Source organism: Cellulomonas sp. P1_C4, from assembly GCF_056406355.1.
The window spans coordinates 148,833-165,427 of record NZ_JBFUAI010000004.1; the positions used below are offsets into that span (position 1 = coordinate 148,833).

14 protein-coding genes are annotated in these 16,595 nt (G+C 65.8%); 12 read left to right on the forward strand and 2 right to left on the reverse strand.

Annotation, left to right across the window (positions count from 1 at the left end; genetic code table 11):
• The first annotated feature begins 10 nt into the window (after positions 1–10).
• The 8 genes from AC1DYZ_RS04430 (at position 11) to AC1DYZ_RS04465 (ending at position 8,486) form a co-directional block, all read left to right on the forward strand.
• Positions 11–679 carry a DUF2291 family protein gene (locus AC1DYZ_RS04430; protein ID WP_477063992.1) on the forward strand — a complete coding sequence of 223 codons (669 nt, stop codon included), beginning with the start codon at positions 11–13 and terminating at the stop codon, positions 677–679.
• Complete coding sequence (locus AC1DYZ_RS04435) at positions 676–2,271, forward strand: sugar ABC transporter ATP-binding protein (RefSeq protein WP_477063993.1); 1,596 nt, start codon at positions 676–678, stop codon at positions 2,269–2,271. Before AC1DYZ_RS04430 ends, AC1DYZ_RS04435 begins: the two co-directional genes overlap by 4 nt.
• A 1-nt stretch (position 2,272) precedes the next feature.
• Positions 2,273–3,388, forward strand: a complete 1,116-nt coding sequence (locus AC1DYZ_RS04440) for an ABC transporter permease (protein WP_477063994.1) — start codon at positions 2,273–2,275, stop codon at positions 3,386–3,388.
• A gap of 34 nt (positions 3,389–3,422) precedes the next feature.
• Positions 3,423–4,427, forward strand: coding sequence for a substrate-binding domain-containing protein (locus AC1DYZ_RS04445; RefSeq protein ID WP_477063995.1), 1,005 nt, complete (start codon positions 3,423–3,425; stop codon positions 4,425–4,427).
• Positions 4,428–4,542: 115 nt separating this feature from the next.
• Positions 4,543–5,538: a sugar phosphate isomerase/epimerase family protein gene (locus tag AC1DYZ_RS04450; RefSeq protein ID WP_477063996.1), complete on the forward strand. Its 996-nt coding sequence runs from the start codon at positions 4,543–4,545 to the stop codon at positions 5,536–5,538.
• The gene (locus tag AC1DYZ_RS04455; protein WP_477063997.1) at positions 5,535–6,449 is read left to right on the forward strand and encodes a transketolase; all 915 of its coding nucleotides are present in this window, start codon (positions 5,535–5,537) and stop codon (positions 6,447–6,449) included. The genes AC1DYZ_RS04450 and AC1DYZ_RS04455 overlap by 4 nt, the downstream gene beginning before the upstream one ends.
• On the forward strand, positions 6,446–7,393 hold the full coding sequence (locus tag AC1DYZ_RS04460) for a transketolase family protein (protein WP_477063998.1): 948 nt from the start codon (positions 6,446–6,448) through the stop codon (positions 7,391–7,393). Before AC1DYZ_RS04455 ends, AC1DYZ_RS04460 begins: the two co-directional genes overlap by 4 nt.
• A 40-nt stretch (positions 7,394–7,433) precedes the next feature.
• Positions 7,434–8,486: a sugar-binding transcriptional regulator gene (locus AC1DYZ_RS04465; protein ID WP_477063999.1), complete on the forward strand. Its 1,053-nt coding sequence runs from the start codon at positions 7,434–7,436 to the stop codon at positions 8,484–8,486.
• A gap of 199 nt (positions 8,487–8,685) precedes the next feature.
• On the opposite strand, the gene AC1DYZ_RS04470 is transcribed toward AC1DYZ_RS04465, so the two are convergent.
• On the reverse strand, positions 8,686–9,741 hold the full coding sequence (locus AC1DYZ_RS04470) for a LacI family DNA-binding transcriptional regulator (RefSeq protein ID WP_477064000.1): 1,056 nt from the start codon (positions 9,739–9,741) through the stop codon (positions 8,686–8,688).
• Positions 9,742–9,918: 177 nt separating this feature from the next.
• On the opposite strand from AC1DYZ_RS04470, the gene AC1DYZ_RS04475 reads away from it, so the two are divergent.
• The 4 genes from AC1DYZ_RS04475 to AC1DYZ_RS04490 all read left to right on the forward strand — a co-directional run bounded on the left by AC1DYZ_RS04475 (position 9,919) and on the right by AC1DYZ_RS04490 (position 14,217).
• Complete coding sequence (locus tag AC1DYZ_RS04475; RefSeq protein WP_477064001.1) at positions 9,919–10,995, forward strand: nucleoside hydrolase; 1,077 nt, start codon at positions 9,919–9,921, stop codon at positions 10,993–10,995.
• Between the two features lie 35 nt (positions 10,996–11,030).
• Positions 11,031–12,311, forward strand: coding sequence for an ABC transporter substrate-binding protein (locus AC1DYZ_RS04480; RefSeq protein ID WP_477064002.1), 1,281 nt, complete (start codon positions 11,031–11,033; stop codon positions 12,309–12,311).
• Between the two features lie 62 nt (positions 12,312–12,373).
• A complete protein-coding gene (locus AC1DYZ_RS04485) occupies positions 12,374–13,312 on the forward strand; it encodes a carbohydrate ABC transporter permease (protein WP_477064003.1) in 939 nt (312 codons plus the stop codon).
• Positions 13,309–14,217, forward strand: a complete 909-nt coding sequence (locus AC1DYZ_RS04490; protein ID WP_477064004.1) for a carbohydrate ABC transporter permease — start codon at positions 13,309–13,311, stop codon at positions 14,215–14,217. Before AC1DYZ_RS04485 ends, AC1DYZ_RS04490 begins: the two co-directional genes overlap by 4 nt.
• Positions 14,218–14,966: 749 nt before the next feature.
• Here AC1DYZ_RS04490 and AC1DYZ_RS04495 read toward each other — a convergent pair.
• Positions 14,967–16,553 (reverse strand): DUF1593 domain-containing protein, encoded by a 1,587-nt coding sequence (locus tag AC1DYZ_RS04495; RefSeq protein WP_477064005.1) that lies wholly within the window; start codon positions 16,551–16,553, stop codon positions 14,967–14,969.
• Positions 16,554–16,595: the final 42 nt, after the last annotated feature.

The window sequence follows — 16,595 nt, forward strand, 5'->3', positions numbered from 1 at the left end:
AAGGAGAGGCATGCCCGAGAAAGCAGCCACAACGAAGGCGCCCTGGTGGCGTCGGCGGACCGTGATCTGGAGTGCGGTGGGCGTCGTCGTGGCGGTCGCAGCGGTGGCGAGCACGACCTTCGTCTCCACCAGCTCGATCGCGCAGCCGGCCGACACCGCCGCCGAGTACGCGGACCTCAACTACGAATCCGTGGTCGTCCCGACGATCATCGAGAACGCGCAGCCCCTCGACACCCTCGTGGTCGCCTTGGTGGCCGACGCGGACGCCGCCGGCAAGAAGTTCGGCAAGCGTGAGGCCGAGGGCAAGCCGTGGGGCTTCGCGACGAACGTCACGGGCGTCGTCGTCGAAGGCGAGTTCGGGGAGATCGGGCTGCAGGTCGAGGGGATGCCTGAGGGGATCACTGTCGGGGTCGCGATTCCGCCGCTCGGCTCCAACACCGCGCTGCGTGATGCGGGCACGGACCTGGCCTTCGGTGACTTCAAAAACCAGACCGAGTTCCAGAAGGTCGCCATCGAGCTGAACAACCGCGCCGTCGAGAGCGTTTACGGCGACCTCGATGCGCCGACGCTGGTGGGCAAGACGATCGACGTCACGGGTGCGTTCACCTGGACGTCCACGACCGGCGGCGACATCACCCACGTCACCATCTACCCGGTCAAGATCGAGGTCCAGCCGTGAGTGCCACCACGGTGGTCGACGAGGACATCGTGATGCGGGCGCGAGGAGTCGCCAAGGTCTACGGCGGCACGCATGCGCTGCGTGGGGTGGACTTCGAGGTGCGCCGGGGCCATGTGACCGCACTGATCGGTGAGAACGGCGCCGGCAAGTCGACCCTCATGAAGATCCTCGCGGGGGTCGAGCAGCCCACCATGGGCACGATCGAGCTCGACGGCGAACCCGTCTCGTTCGAGTCACCCGCGGACGCCGTGTCGCACGGTGTGGCGATCATCCACCAGGAGCTCAACCTCTGCGGGAACCTGTCGATCGCGGACAACATCTTCGCCGGGCGCGAGATGAAGAAGGGCATGTTCGTCGACTTCGCTGCGCAGAAGGCCGCGACAAAGGCCTTGCTCGAGCACCTCGAGGAGCCGCTCGAACCGACGACGCTCGTCGGCGACCTGCGCCTCGGGCAGCAGCAGCTGATCGAGATCGCGCGCGCACTGTCGGAGGAGACGCGCGTGCTGATCATGGACGAGCCGACGTCGGCCCTGTCTGCGACCGAGGTCCGTGTCCTGTTTCGGGTGATCCGCGAGCTGACGGCTCGCGGGGTCTCGATCATCTACATCTCGCACCACCTCGACGAGTGCCTCGAGCTGGCCGATACCGCGGTCGTGCTGCGCGACGGCAACGTCGTCGCCCAGGCGCCGATGGCCGACGTGGACCTCAAGTGGATCGTCGCTCAGATGGTTGGTCGCGACGAGAGCGCACTCTTCGCGCCGATGAGCCACGACCCGGGTGAACCGCTCCTCGAGGTCGACAACCTGATCGTGGCCGATCCTGATGCGCCCGAGCGACTGGCGGTTCGCGGTGTGACGTTCACGGTGCACGCGGGCGAGGTCGTCGGCGTCTATGGACTGATGGGTGCGGGGCGCACGGAACTGCTCGAGTCGTTGGCCGGGCGCAACCATGCTCTCGGAGGCAGCGTCGTCCTCGGTGACGTCGACCTGACGCATGCTTCGGTCGCGCAGCGGATCGACGCCGGTCTCGTGCTCGTGCCAGAGGACCGGCAGCGCGACGGCCTCGTCCAGGCCCTCTCGGTGGGCCGCAACATGGCCCTCGCCGCGGTGAGCCACTTCGTCTCGGGTGCGTTCATCAAGCGTGGCGAGGAACGGTCGGCGGTCGACGACGTGTCCAAGCAGGTGCGCGTCAAGGCAGCCAGCCAGGACGCGCCGATCGGTTCGCTGTCCGGCGGCAACCAGCAGAAGGTCGTCATCGGGCGGGCGCTGCTCACCAGGCCCAGGCTGCTCGTCCTGGACGAGCCGACCCGAGGCATCGACGTCGGCGCGAAGGCCGACATCTTCGCGCTTATGGCGCAGGAGGCTCGGAACGGCATCGGCGTGCTGTTCGCGACGAGCGAGGTCAGCGAGGTGCTGCACGCCTGTGACCGGATCTTGGTCATGTCGCGGGGGCGCATCAGCGCCGAGCTCGATCCCCGCACGACCGATCGTGAGCAGCTGATGGCGTACTCCGACGCCAGCGTTCCCGACGACTCGGCGGGCGCGACAGCCCGCATCCAGACCGACGCCCCGACGAGCTCTGAGGACAACTGAGATGGCGACCACTACCACCAAAGAACAGGCTGCTTCGCCCTCGGACGCGCAGGCCTCCAAGCGCGGGATCGGTGAGTTCCTGCTCGACCAGCGGGCCTTCGTGGCGCTGATCGTCCTGGTCATCATCTTCTCGTTCCTGTCGGACGCGTTCCTGACGCCGACGAACTTGATCACGATGACCAAGCACGTCGCGTTCAACGCGATCCTCGCTCTCGGCATGCTGCTCGTGATCATCACGGGCGGGATCGACCTGTCGATCGGCTCGATCGTGGGGCTGTCGGGGGTGGTCGCCGGCGTGATGCTGCAAGGCTGGCAGCTGTCGATCTTCGACGTCACCGCCTACCCGGCGGTGTGGGTCGTCATCCTCGTCTCGCTCGCGGTCGGCGCGCTGGTCGGCACGCTAAACGGCGTGCTGGTGACCAGGTTCAACGTCGCACCGTTCATAGCGACGCTCGGGACGCTGTACATAGCCCGAGGGGCAGCCTTGCTGATCTCCGACGGCTCGACGTTCCCGCGGCTGCAGGGCGACCCCGCGACCGGCAACACCGGGTTCTCGTTCCTCGGCGTGTCCCGGCCGCTGGGCGTCCCGACGGCGATCTGGATCATGGTGCTCTTCGCGGTCGTCATCTGGGTCCTGATCACCCGCACGCCGTTCGGCCGTCACCTGTACGCGACGGGCGGCAACGAGCGCGCGGCACAGCTGGCGGGTGTGCCGGTCAAGTCGGTCAAGATGCGCGTCTACATCATCTCCGGCGTGTGCGCCGCGACAGCCGGCCTGATCATCGCGTCTGAGCTCACGTCGGCTGCACCGCAGACCGGCAACACGTTCGAGCTCAACGCCATCGCTGCGGTCGTCATCGGCGGTGCCTCTCTGGCCGGCGGCCGAGGCACCGTGAAAGGCGCCCTCATCGGCGCCTTCGTCATCGGCTTCCTCTCTGACGGACTCGTCATGGTTGGCGTCTCCACGTTCTGGCAGACGGTCATCAAGGGCGTGGTCATCATCCTCGCCGTGATCCTCGACCAGGGTCAGCAGAGGTTGAAGAACGCTCGAGCGGCAGCCGTCGCCGCTCAGAGCGTGAAGCGCGAACTGGCGGCGGCACAGCCCAGCACCAACTGACAACTGCTGGATCCAACTCTCAGGAGGAATTTCGATGCGACGCAATCTCCGCTATGGCGCGGTGCTCATCGCCGCGGTCTCGGCTATGGCGCTTGCCGCCTGTTCCAGCTCGTCCGACGACGACTCGGCGGCCCCCAGTGCCTCCGCGTCCGAAAGTGCTGGTGGGGAAGCGGGTGGCCTGATCGCGGTGATCACCCCGTCCCACGACAACGTCTTCTTCAAGGCTGAGGCCGACGGTGCCGTCGCCAAGGCCAAGGAGCTGGGATACACGGCACAGTCCGACTCGCACGACGACGACCCGAACAAGCAGAGCCAGCTGATCGACACGGCGATCTCGAACGGCGCCAAGGCTATCGTCCTTGACAACGCCGGCGCGGACGTGACGATCGGTGCCGTACAGAAGGCGACCGATGCCGGTATCCCGGTGTTCCTCATCGACCGTGAGATCAACCAGACCGGGCTGGCAAAGGCACAGATCGTGTCGAACAACGCCCAGGGCGCCGGCCTCGTCGGCGAAGCCTTCGTGAAGGCAATGAACGGCAAGGGCAACTACATCGAGCTGACCGGCAAGGCCACGGACACCAACGCCGGCGTCCGCTCCGACGCGTACCACGCGGTCATGGACCAGTACCCCGACATGAAGATGACCACGCAGGAGACCGCGAACTGGGACCAGCAGGAGGCCTTCACGAAGGTCGAGACGCTCCTCCAGAAGGACCCGAACATCCAGGGCATCATCGCGGGCAACGACACGATGGCCCTCGGTGCTGTGGCCGCGGTGGATGCTGCAGGGCTGACCGGAAAGGTCATCATCGCCGGCTTCGACGGCAGCCCCGACGCCGCAGCGGCGATCAAGTCCGGGACGCTGCTCGCCACGGGCCTGCAGCCGGCCGTGGACATCGCCGCGATGGCGGTCGAGCAGGCCGACGAGTACATCCGCACGGGCAGCACCGGCAAGGACGAGAAGCAGTCGATCGACTGCACGCTGATCGACGCCTCCAACGTCGACAAGTACACCTCCTTCGCTCTCAGCAGCTGACAGTCGCGGGCCGGCTGAGCCGATCTCGGCTCGGCCGGCCCCGCCACCACCACGGTGGCGTCGAGCTGTCCCGCCGTGGCATACTCGTTGCATCGATGATCGGAGTTGAATAGAAATGCCTTCCCAGCCTCCCGAGTTCGGTGCCGGCCTGTGGCACTTTGCCTCGTACGTAGATCGGTACGCCACCGACGGGTATGCGCCGCCTGTTAGCACCCTCGAGCAGATTGACCGAGCCGGGCAGGTCGGCGACCTCTCGTGGGTCGACGTGCCCTACCCGTTCACCGAGGGCGTCACGGTCGACGACGTCGCGGCGGCACTCAAGGCCCACGGCCTGCGAGCCATCGGCGTCACCCCCGAGATCTACATGCGCAAGTACTCGAAGGGGGCGTTCACGAACCCGGACGCCTCTGTCCGGGCCGACCTGCTCGAGTTCCTCAACGAGGCCGCCGACGTCGTGCGGGCCCTGGACGCCAAGTACCTGAAGGTCTGGCCCGGCCAGGACGGCTGGGACTATCCGTTCCAGGTCGACCACAAGGCGCAGTGGGACCTTGCCGTGTCCGGCATGCGTGAGCTCGCGCAGGCCAACTCCGACATCAAGATGGTGATCGAGTACAAGCCGCGCGAGCCGCGCAACAAGATGTTCTGGGACTCGGCCGCCAAGACGACCCTCGGAATCCAGGCGATGGGCGTCGACAACGTCGGCGTCCTGCTCGACTTCGGACACGCACTGTTCGGCGGCGAGTCTCCCTCGGCGTCCGCCCAGCTCCTGATCGACCACGGCCTGCTGTGGGCCATGGACGTCAACGACAACCTGCGCGGCTGGGACGACGACATGGTCGTCGGCACCGTGCACCCGGTCGAGGTCTTCGAGTTCTTCTACACGCTCAAGATCAACAACTGGCAGGGCGTGTGGCAGCTGGACCAGTTCCCGTTCCGCGAGGACACGGTCGAGGCGGCCAAGCTCTCGATCCGGTTCCTCAAGGCGATCCACCGGGCACTCGACGAGCTCGACATCGACGCGCTGCGCGCTGCGCAGGCGCGTCAGGACGCGATGGGCGCCCAGAAGCTCGTCCAGGAAGCTCTGTTCAGCAGCATGAGGGGAGAGGCATGACCGTCGAAGAGGACCTCGTTCCCGAGGTCACCGCAGTCCCGATCGAAGACCTTCGAGTCTTCGGCCGGACGGCAGCCGGCGCCTCTCGAGAGGAGATCGTCGCCCACCTCACTGATGCGGCCCGAGCAGTCCGGCAGTGCGACATCCAGATGGTCCGTGCGTCCGGGCTCGGCCACATCGGCGGTGAGTTCTCGGTCATCGACATCCTGGTGACCTTGTACCTGCACTCGATGAACGTGTCGCCCGAACGTCTCGAGGACCCGGACCGCGACCGGTTCATACTGTCCAAGGGGCACGCAGCGGCAGCGCTGTACACCACGCTTGCTACCGCTGGGTTCTTGCCCCCGGAGCAGCTCCACACCTTCATGCAGCCGATGTCCCAGCTGAACGGGCACCCGGCACGCACGAAGATCGACGCGGTCGAGGCCAGCACCGGTCCGCTCGGGCACGGCCTCCCGATCGCGGTCGGGACAACGTTCGCCGGCAAGCTCGACCGCTCCGACCGGCGCACGTTCGTGGTTGTCGGAGACGGCGAGCTGCAGGAGGGCTCCAACTGGGAGGCCCTGATGACGGCCGGGAACCACAGGCTCGAGCACCTGTGCGTGGTCGTGGACCGCAACCGTCTGCAGCAGGGAGCCAAGGTCGCGGACACGAATGACCTCGAGCCGCTCGCAGACAAGCTCGCGGCGTTCGGCCTGGAGGTTGTGGAGGTCGACGGCCACGACCATGGCGCTCTCGTCGACGTCTTCGCTGCAGTTCCCGCGGCCTCGGGCAAGCCGACTGCCGTGATCGCTCACACGCACAAGGGCCACCCGATCTCGTTCATGTCCGACAACGTCGCCTGGCACCACAAGGTCCCGTCTGCGGACCAGGTCGAGCAGGCCCTCGCCGAACTGGAGGCACAGAGATGACCACGGCAGCAACGGCGGTCGCCCTGCACGACTGCAGAGATGCCTGGGTAGAGACCCTGGTCGAGCTGGCTGAGCAGGACGAGCGAGTCGTCGCAGTCGTCAACGACTCAGTCGGTTCCAGCAAGCTCGGTCCGTTCCAGGACCGCTTCCCGGAGCGGCTCATCAACGTCGGTATCGCCGAGCAGGACATGGTGGGTGTCGGGGCGGGTCTTGCGAACGGTGGCAAGGTTCCCTTCGTTTCGGCCGCGGCGTGCTTCCTGACCGCTCGGGCCATGGAGCAGATCAAGGTCGACGCCGCGTACTCGCAGAGCCACATCGTTCTCGTCGGGCAGAGCCCCGGCATGGCCTATGGGGAGCTGGGTCCGACTCACCACTCCATCGAAGATCTCGCGTGGCTGCGGACCATTCCCGGCTTGACCATCGTCGTCCCCGCGGACCCCGAGGAGACTCGGCAGGTCATTCGCTGGGCGGCGACGCACGACGGCCCGGTGTTCGTACGCGTCAGCCGCATGGGCGTCCCGGACGTCAACCCGGACGGGTACACGTTCGTCCCTGGACGGGCCACCACGCTCAGGGAAGGTGGTGACGTCACGCTGGTCGCCACAGGCACGGTCGTCTCGCGGGCGCTCGAAGCAGCTGAGCTGTTGGAAGCGCAAGGTATCGACGCGCGCGTCCTGGCGATGCCGACGATCAAGCCGCTCGACAAGGAGGCGCTCCTCGCAGCGGCTTCTGAGACCAAGGGCATCGTCACCGTCGAGGAGGCACTCGTGAGCGGTCTCGGCGGCGCAGTCGCCGAGTTCCTCGCCCGGCACCACCCGGCGCACATGCGGATGGTGGGCGTCGACGACGCCTTCGCCCCGACCGGCTCGGTCCAGTGGCTGCTCGACCACTTCGGGATCAGCGCCTCCGGGATCGCTGCCGCCGCGCACTCACTGCTCGACTGACGCGTGTCCTCGCGGGCACGTCCGCTGCGACATCGGCGACGTGCCCGCGGGAGCGGTTGCGAGGCGACACAGGAGACGAACCACAACGCTTCAAGCGGAGGGCCACGTGGCGGACATATCAACCGGTGTCCTACACGGCGCCGACGACGTGCGTCTGCGGCTCGCGACCAAGGTCGCGCTGCTCTATTACGAGCGTGGCCTGACGCAAGCTGAGGTCGCCGTCGCGCTCCACCTCTCGCCGTCGCGGATTTCTCGATTGCTCAAGTTCGCGACGGAGGTCGGTGTCGTGAGGACCACCGTGCTGCCGCCCAGCGGCGTCTACCCCGAGCTCGAGGATGCGCTTCAGGCGGCATACGGGCTGGGCGAAGCCGTGATCGTCGATGTCACCGGCAATGTCGAAGAAGTGACGCCGGCACTGGGTGCCGCCGCCGGCTCGTACCTCCAGACCACGCTCACCGGTGGCGACACCGTCGGGATCTCGTCGTGGTCGGCCTCCCTGCTCGCAACGGTGGAGTCGCTGCGCCCCTTCAACGAGCCGGTGGTCGACACCGTCGTCCAGATCGTGGGAGGGATCGGCGACCCGCGTGTCCAGCTCGAAGCCACGAGGTTGCTCGGGACGTTCGCCGCTAGCACCGGAGCGGTACCTGTCTTCATGCCGACCCCGGGGATGCTGGGCACCGCTCAGGCACGAGACGCTCTCTCGGCGGACGCGTCCGTGACGGACGTGATCAAGTTGTGGGAGCGGCTGACGCTCGTGCTGGTCGGGATCGGTGCGCTGGCCCCCTCACCTCTCCTGCGCGACAGCGGGAATGCACTCTCGGCTGCGGACCAGCAGCACCTGCTCGACGTCGGCGCAGTCGGCGACGTCTGCCTGCGGTTCTACGGGGCCGACGGTGCGACCGTGACGTCGGGGATCGACAGCCGAGTCATGGGGATCGACGAGCTCCGCCTCAAGGGCGTGCCGCGACGGATCGCTGTCGCTGGCGGCCGGGAGAAGCATGCGTCGATCCGAGCGGCCCTGCTGGGTGGATGGATCACCGTCCTGGTGACAGACACGGAGACGGCGACCGCCCTCCTTAGCGACCTATCGTGACCGGAGGCCCGAGCCGTGCCACAGGCAGTGTGGACGGCGGGGCCATGCCTTGCTGCGACGCGTGGGGCGCGTCACCGGCATAGGCTCGGCGACCGAGACAGGTCCATTCCCGCGCGTTTGGGTTCGGCGCGTCGGTGGAATCGCTCGGCTCGTTGGGGCGCCGTCCGTCATGCCCCTGGGCTCCTGCCGTCCCCAGCGGTCAGTTCGCTGCGTCTCGCGCTAGCGGCGGGGCGAGATGCCTCACAGACTCGCGTGCGACGAGGACAGGCGCAATGACCAGCCGAGGTTGCCGCTCTCCGGTGTTCATGCGCCGAAGCACCATGTGGAACGCTTCGCGGCCGAGTGCAGAGAAGTCCATGAAGAGCGAGGACAGGGGTGGATCGATCCAGCGGGCATCTGGCATGTCGTCCACACCGACGATCGAGTAGTCGTCGGGAGCAACGCGGCCGCGCCGGCGTAGAGCCGCCATGAAGCCGAGAGCCATTTCATCGTTGCCCGCGAAGACGGCTGTGAAGTCGGCAGGGTCGAGGGTCAGCCCGAGTGCATGGCCGGAGTCGGACGACCAGTCGCCGCGCGCGATCGGGAGCGGCTCGAGCCCTGCCTCTGCGAGGGCGTCCAGGTAGCCGCGGGTCCGTTCGTACGCCTCGTTGCGGTCAGCTGGGCCGGCAATGTGTTGGATCCGACGATGGCCCTGCTCGATCAGGTGCCGGGTGGCGAGCAGTCCCGCTGCGTGCGAGTCGATGTCAACCGTGTCCGTGCTGTCTCGAGGGCGGCCGGAGATGGTCACCATCGGCATCGTCTCCCAGATGTGGTCGAGCAGGTCTTCAGTGCCGAGGAACGGCGTCGAGACGATGAGTCCATCAACGCGAGCCGACAGGAACGCGTCCAGGGCCCGGTGCATCTCAGTGCGCAACCGCGGGTCGTTCATGTCGATGCCGAGGTGAGAGATCACCAGGGGGAACCGCGCGCCGAGAGCTGCATCGGCCAGTCCCGTGATGATCGTCGCGCCCCCGTAGTAGAGAGGACCGATCGTGAGGACGCCGATCGTGCCTGTGCGGTTGGAGCGCAAGGTGCGCGCCGCGGAGTTGGGCCGATATCCGAGCTCGTCGATCGCTGCCTTGATACGGGCGCGCGTCTCAGTGCTGACGTACCCGGTCCCCGTGAAGTACCGCGAGACCGTCTGAGCGGACACCCGGGCGGCCCTGCCTACATCCGCCATGGAGGGCCTTGCTGTGTCTGAGCGGGACGAGGTCACGATTCGGATGCTATCTGGCCTAGGAGTGATGACGGCGCTTGCCGCCCTCGTAGGTTAACGATAACCTACCGATGTATTCGTGCTTGCATGATCATTCACCGGAGCCAATGGAGGTCCCGTGACACAGGCCGGCTGCGCCATCCAAACTTCTGCCGGTATCGATCGGCAGGTTGCCCTGTGACGCGCGTCCCGGCGGGCGAGCACGACTACGGCATCCCGGATTCTGGGCGCTGGCGCCTCGGCGAGACGCCGTGGAGAGGTCGACCGTTCCCGGCCCCCAGATCACGAGTAATCGTCGACAACGACTTCTCGGGGGATCCCGACGACCTGTTTCAGCTCGTCCACCACGTGCTCTCGCCAGCGGTCGAGATCCCCCTTGTGGTCGCGTCGCACCTTCGTCCAGGAGACTTTCTCGACCTGGGGCCCGATACCGCCGCGAACGCCTATGCCGTTGCCGTCGACCTGTTCGCTCGGATGGGGCTCGAATCGGTGGATCGAATTCGGCAGGGCGCCTCTGACGCGCTCGTGGACAGGAGCACTCCGCAGGAGTCCGCCGCGGCGGAAGCGATCATCGCCGAGGCGATGCGGGATGACGTGACGACGCCCCTCTTCTACGCGGCCGGCGGCGGGCTCACGGACTTGGCCTCCGCGTACCTGCTCGAGCCGCGCATCGCGAGCAGGATCACGCTCATCTGGATCGGCGGTCCCGAGCACGACGGCCTAGCCGTTCCTCCGGCGAACGCGATGCCTATCGAGTACAACCTGCTGATCGACCTCCCCGCAGCGCAGGTCATCTTCGGTGCCAGCGACATGACGATCTGGCAGGTTCCGCGCAACGCCTACCGCCAGTGCCTGGTGAGTGACGTCGAGCTGCGGCTGCGAACGGCCTCGAGGGGTGCGCTTGGCGCCTATCTCTACGGCGAGATCGACGACGAACAGCGTCGCGTGCACGCCCACGGGCTTGAGGTCTCCGAGTCCTATGCGCTCGGTGACTCGCCTCTGGTGCTGCTCACCGCCCTGCGTTCGACATTCGAACCTGACGCCTCGTCGTCGCACTACGTGGAGCGTCCGACGCCACAGATCGCTTCCGATGGCACCTACTGCCCGGTCATCGACTCGCGCCCCATGCGCATCTACACGCAGCTCGACGTGCGGCTCATGTTCGAAGACTTCTTTCTCAAGCTGGACGAGTTCTCCCGCTGGCAGGCAGCGCAGCTCGTCAACACCGACGCGTCCGAACCTCGGCACGTCTGATCCCCCCGCAAGTCCCAACGCACACGGAGGCAAAGGTGCTGAACAACAAGGCGATGGCAATGATGGCGGGAGTCGGAGCTGTGGCGCTCGGACTCGCTGCCTGCAGCGGCGGCGGCGGCAGTGACAATTCCACCGGCAACGCCGACGGCGGTTCCACTGTGACTGTCTGGACCCTGACCCAGCAGGACGCGCAGAAGACAGCGTGGGACGCGCTCGTGAAGGGGTTCGAGGCGAAGAATCCGTCGATCAAGATCGACACGCAGGAGCGATCGACCGACGCGCACAAGGATGCCCTGCGCCAGGCCACCGGAACCGACACGGGGCCGGACATCTATCGCTACTGGGGCGGTCCGGGCCTGGGTGGCGAGCTGGTCAAGGCCGGGGAGAGCGTTGACATCTCGAAGTACTACGACCAGTACGGCTGGGAAAAGGAGCTCACGCCGCCCGCGTTGACCAACGCCACGCAGTACGGCGGACACCACGGCGTCCCCTTCATCCAGGCGACCGAGGCCGTGTACTACAACAAGGCCCTGTTCGAGCAGGCTGGCATCACGGCGGTGCCGACAACGTACGACGAACTGGTGGCCGCCGCGGAGAAGCTCAAGGACGCTGGCATCACGCCGATGGAGTTCGGTGGAACGGTGAACTGGCACGTGATGCGCCTTCTCGACAACCTCATCGAGACCAAGTGCGGGGCGAAGACGGCCGACGACCTCACCACGGGCGACGGCGACTGGGGCACCGAGCCCTGCGTGACTGAAGCCTTCACCGAGCTGCAGAAGTGGGGCAAGAACTACCTGAACGACGGCTTCATGGGGATCAGCAACGACGACTCCTCGCAGCTGTTCTACTCGGGTCAGGCTGCGATGACGATCGAGGGCGACTGGTTCGGCCCCATGGCCATCGACGGGGGCCTCAACAAGGACGACATGGGAATCTTCACGTTCCCCACAGGTACCGGCCGAACCTATGGTTTCGGTGAGCTCCTGTACCTGACGCCCAACGCCAAGACGCCGGACGATGCCGCGAAGTTCCTCGACTACATGGTGTCGGCCGATGGCCAGAAGGACCTGGGCACGGCGTTCTCGTCGATCTCAGTCAACCCGGACGTCACACCTGCCGCGGACGCCCCGCTCGGGTCGGACTGGCAGGGCATCATCGGCGACTCCAAGGGTCTGTTCGTCAACAACGACCAGAACTTCTCGACGGCCGAGACCACCGAGTACTGGCGAGTCCAGAACTCGGTCCTGACTGGCGATCTGGACCCTGCGAAGGCAGGCGGCGAATTCCAGAAGTGGCGTGACGCCAACAACTGAGCCGAGCAGCCCTGGGGGAGGGGCGGGAACGCCCCGCCCCCAGGGCGCGTCAAGGAGTTCACATGACAGTCCTCAGCCGGACGGGCGAGCAGAACGCAGTGAAGCCGGCCGCCCGTTCCCGAAAGAAGCGTCCCTTCTTGGCCGCGCTGCCGTACCTGGTGCCGGCGGTGGCACTGTACGGCTACTTCATCGCGTACCCGATGATCGAGTCCGTCCGCCTGTCGTTCTACAAGTGGTCAGGCTTTCGAACTGAGACGCCTGAATTCGTTGGACTGCAGAACTACAAGCGGCTGTTCACGCAAGACCCGGTCTTCTGGAAGGCCTTCACCAATTCGTTGATCTGGGTCACGCTGTCCCTGCTGATCCCGATGGTCCTCGGACTCGTTCTCGCGCTCGGCCTCAACCGCAAGATTGCCGGGCGCAACGCGATGCGCTCCGTGATATACATTCCAGCCGTATTCGCCTCCATCACCGTCGCCGCGATGTGGCGATGGATCTACAACCCGACTCTCGGTCTGGTGAACCAGACACTGAAGGCGCTCAGTCTTGATTCCTGGACTCAAGCGTGGCTCGGGGATCCGAAGATTGCGCTCTACTCGGTATTCGTCGCGTCGGTGTGGCAGGCAGTCGGATTCCCCATGGTCTTGTTCCTGGCCGGTCTACAGTCCGTGTCGCAGGAGCTACTGGATGCCGCCAGAATGGACGGCGCCAGTGCGTGGCAAGTGTTCCGCAACGTCACCCTGCCAGCATTGCGTCCCACGACTGTCGTTGTGGTGATCCTCACGATCATCAATTCATTGAAGGTCTTCGACCTCGTTGTGGGGATGACTGGTGGAGGTCCCGCTCAGTCGACGCAGGTCCTCGCTCTATGGTCCTACACACAGTCATTTATCAACCACAACTTCGGTGGTGGCGGTGCGGTCGCGACCGTACTTCTCATCGTGTCATTGGTCCTCGTGGTCCCGTACCTTTCCTGGTCCATGAAGGGAGATGACAAGTGAGCGATCAGGTCGCAACACCAGCGTTCATCCCGGATGATCTGCACAGCAGTCGCGCCACCGGTGGAAAGCGCACGACGCCAGCCCGCGACTTCACACGCATCGCTCTCTGGGTTGCTTTGGTGGTGACAACGCTTCTCTGGTTCGTGCCGTTCCTGCTGATCTTCCTGACATCGGTGAAGACAAATGCGGATATCGCACAGACCGAGCCATGGTCACTTCCGACGAATTGGAACTGGGCCAACTACCACGATGCCTGGATAACGGGTGACCTTGCCAGGACAGGCATGAACAGCCTGCTCGTGGCCATCGTCAAGGTCCCGATCGGTCTCCTCTTGGCGGCGGCGACTGCCTTCGCGATCGCCCGCCTGCGGTTCAAGGGTCATCGGATCGTTCTGCTGGTCATCGCCATCGGCTCGATGGTCCCGATCCAGGTCGCTCTCGGGCCGATGTTCAACACGATGCTGAAGCTCGGGCTCCTGGACTCGTTGCCAGGTCTGGTGCTGCCGTACCTGGCTTTCGGAATCCCCTACGCGGTCTTCATCCTGTACGGCTTCTTTCGCGCGATCCCAGATGAGCTTGAGGAGTCGGCCCGAATGGACGGCGCGTCGACATTCCGCGTGTTCTTTCAGGTAGTCCTACCGCTCGCAAAGCCCGCGCTCGCTGCACTGTTCATCCTGGACTTCGTCGGAACCTGGAACGAGTACGCCATGGCTACGACTCTCTTGCGGTCGCAGAACAACTACACGATCCCCCTGGCCGTACAAAGTTTCTCGAGCCAGCACGGAACCGAGTACGGGCCCTTGAACGCGTTCATCATCATGTCCGCCATCCCTGTCGTGATCGTGTACCTGCTGTTCCAGCGCTACTTCGTGCAGGGAGCGCTTTCTGGCGCCGTCAAGGGGTGATCGGCTGGAACGCCGGACGACGGTGACACCTGCATCGCGACAAGATGTCTGAGGCTGGCTACTTACCGTGGGGCTGGGCTCAGAGGGTCGCAGTTCTCACATCGACTCGGCGCATAGTCGCTGTTCATGGAGTGCGGCAGGGTCTTCGACACCTTCACGACGCGATCGGCCCCGGCGGATGTCGAACTCCGCCGGGGCCGACGTCTTGACGTCGTTCGCCGGGCCGGCCAGCGCGCTCCGTGGACAGGTGTCACCCGGCGCCCGTGCAGTCCCCTCCATGAACCGAGCGGTTGAGCCGCACACGCCGCAACCCCGCTCGCGCCACGTGGTGCCGTGCCGGACTGCTGTCGTCCGTGACGACAGGTACTCCAGAGATGTGGTGGGGGCCTCCGTCGTGGAGGTGTTTCGGGCGCAGCTGCTCCCAATCGGGCGGCGCGGTGAGCGTGCGGCAGCCGCTCCGCACCTCCACGGGTTGGCGTGGTGCCCGCGCACCGAGTGCGGGGGACCTGATCCATCGACGGAACCCGTAGGCAACGGCGCTCGAGGGTTGCGGCGACTCGGATTGTCTCAACGAACGACCGCAGCCGTCCTGCCGCGCGCCGCCGCCCCACGACCGGGCGGTCAAGCCCTCCGCTCTGCTGCCTGTCACCGATGCACCGTCCCGAGTCCAGTGCGACGCCTCGATCACCCGGCGCACGAAAGCGGGGGCCGGGTCCACAAGAGACGGCGGCCCCCGCATCGGAACGTGCTTAACTCACCTCGAGGATGATCCGGGAGTATCGAGTGAGCGGGAACTGTCCGTCATCGGTCGCCTGGAAGATGAAGGACAGGGTCTGGCCCGGCTGCGCATCCGCCGGGATCGTGACCGTCGTCGTTTCCGCCGTGGGTGCATCGACACTGACGGAACCGGGGTAGGTGCCCTCCTCGCGGTACTGCCACCACTGGAGAGACAGTGCGTCGTGATCAGTGTCAGTCGCCTTCCCTCGCAGGGTGACGGTCTCGCCAGGAGTTACGGCGACCTGGTTGTGAGCGAGAATCGCCACGCGTGGTGCGTGATTTGCATCCGGTCGCTTCGTCGGCTCCAGGCTCCACTTGACTCGGTTCGCAAAGTCGTTCTGCACGGCGGCTGCCCAGCGCAGCGTGGTGAAGTTGCGAACAGCCGTTCCGGACGCGTCGAGCTCCGTGGGAACCTGGGTCCACAGGTTCGGCGAGGAGGTCACCTGTACTGCGCGTCCTCCCCAGCTTCCGAGGGTGGGATCGCCGGGGACGTCGATCCCGGTGTCCATGAGGGGCATGTACGCCACGTTGTCACCCTCGGACAGGAAGTCATACGGCGCCAGGGGCTTGCACCAGCCGGAGGGTGCCAACGCCGGAATGCCGAAGATGTCGAGCTGGTCACCGGGCATCGCCTGGCCATCGAGCCAAGACCGATAGAGCGAACCCAGGGGACCGACCTGGATGTTGGCCTTGATCCAGCTGCCGGAGAAGTAGACGCGATCTGCGGGGAGACCCCGCGTGTTCCCTGCTGTCCCTCGGGCGCAGTTGTAGCCCCACGTCGCGTAGCCCGCGGACAGCTGCTCGACCTTGATCTGGGGCCACGCCTTGGAGATGTAGTCCTGGTAGGTCTGGTCCTGGAAGCCAGAGGCGAGGATGACCGCCTTTGTCGTGACCTTCTGCTGGATCTGCGTCCAGTCGGCGGTGCCGGAGTACTGCTCTTCGATGCTCTTGAGGGCCCGGGCGATCGTATTGGTACCGCCCCATGCCTGCAGGTAGAGCGCCCTGGGATCGTTGTCCAGCAGCAGCCCCTTGATGAGGTCAGAGCCTTCGGTGTCGTGGCTCATCTCTCCCTCGAAGTCCACGTTGCCCAGCTTGACGGTGGCAAGCAGCGCCTTGGGAGAGGGGTAGCCGGCGTCCTGACGGTGCAGGTTCGGGTAGACCTTCGCATAGGCCGGCAGGACGATGTCCTGGATGGTGGTGTTGCCGGTCCACCGCCACGACGTCTGCGGGGTGCTGTACTCCCGGCCTGGCAGGAAGAACGTCGTGCCCTTCCCATCACCGGCCCAGTGGTATCGCCCGCTCGAGTACACGATGCCCTGTGTGTCGATGTCGTTCGTGTAGAAGAGGTACCGGATCAGCGACGCAAGGTCGTCCTGCTCCATGTCTGTCGTGACGACAGTCCTGGGCTTGTCAGCGAGCCCATTCTGCGTCTGTCCGTCGCTGCCTGGGGCCGCCTGGGCGGTCGTGGCGCCGGCAAGGCCGACACAGCACGCCACCGCTATGGCTGCGCCTGCTCGGCGCCAGCGGCTCGTGTGCGACCTGGTGGTGGGAAGGGTCATCTGTTTCTCCTCGCATTAATATTCGACGCTGAATTTGGAGGC

What these genes read in the sequence shown, in the direction of transcription:
- AC1DYZ_RS04430 (WP_477063992.1), top strand. Translation starts at nt 11, where the DNA reads ATGCCCGAGAAAGCAGCCACAACGAAGGCGCCCTGGTGGCGTCGGCGG.
- AC1DYZ_RS04440 (WP_477063994.1), top strand. Translation starts at nt 2,273, where the DNA reads ATGGCGACCACTACCACCAAAGAACAGGCTGCTTCGCCCTCGGACGCG.
- AC1DYZ_RS04445 (WP_477063995.1), top strand. Translation starts at nt 3,423, where the DNA reads ATGCGACGCAATCTCCGCTATGGCGCGGTGCTCATCGCCGCGGTCTCG.
- AC1DYZ_RS04450 (WP_477063996.1), top strand. Translation starts at nt 4,543, where the DNA reads ATGCCTTCCCAGCCTCCCGAGTTCGGTGCCGGCCTGTGGCACTTTGCC.
- AC1DYZ_RS04455 (WP_477063997.1), top strand. Translation starts at nt 5,535, where the DNA reads ATGACCGTCGAAGAGGACCTCGTTCCCGAGGTCACCGCAGTCCCGATC.
- AC1DYZ_RS04460 (WP_477063998.1), top strand. Translation starts at nt 6,446, where the DNA reads ATGACCACGGCAGCAACGGCGGTCGCCCTGCACGACTGCAGAGATGCC.
- AC1DYZ_RS04485 (WP_477064003.1), top strand. Translation starts at nt 12,374, where the DNA reads ATGACAGTCCTCAGCCGGACGGGCGAGCAGAACGCAGTGAAGCCGGCC.
- AC1DYZ_RS04495 (WP_477064005.1), bottom strand. Translation starts at nt 16,553, where the DNA reads ATGACCCTTCCCACCACCAGGTCGCACACGAGCCGCTGGCGCCGAGCA.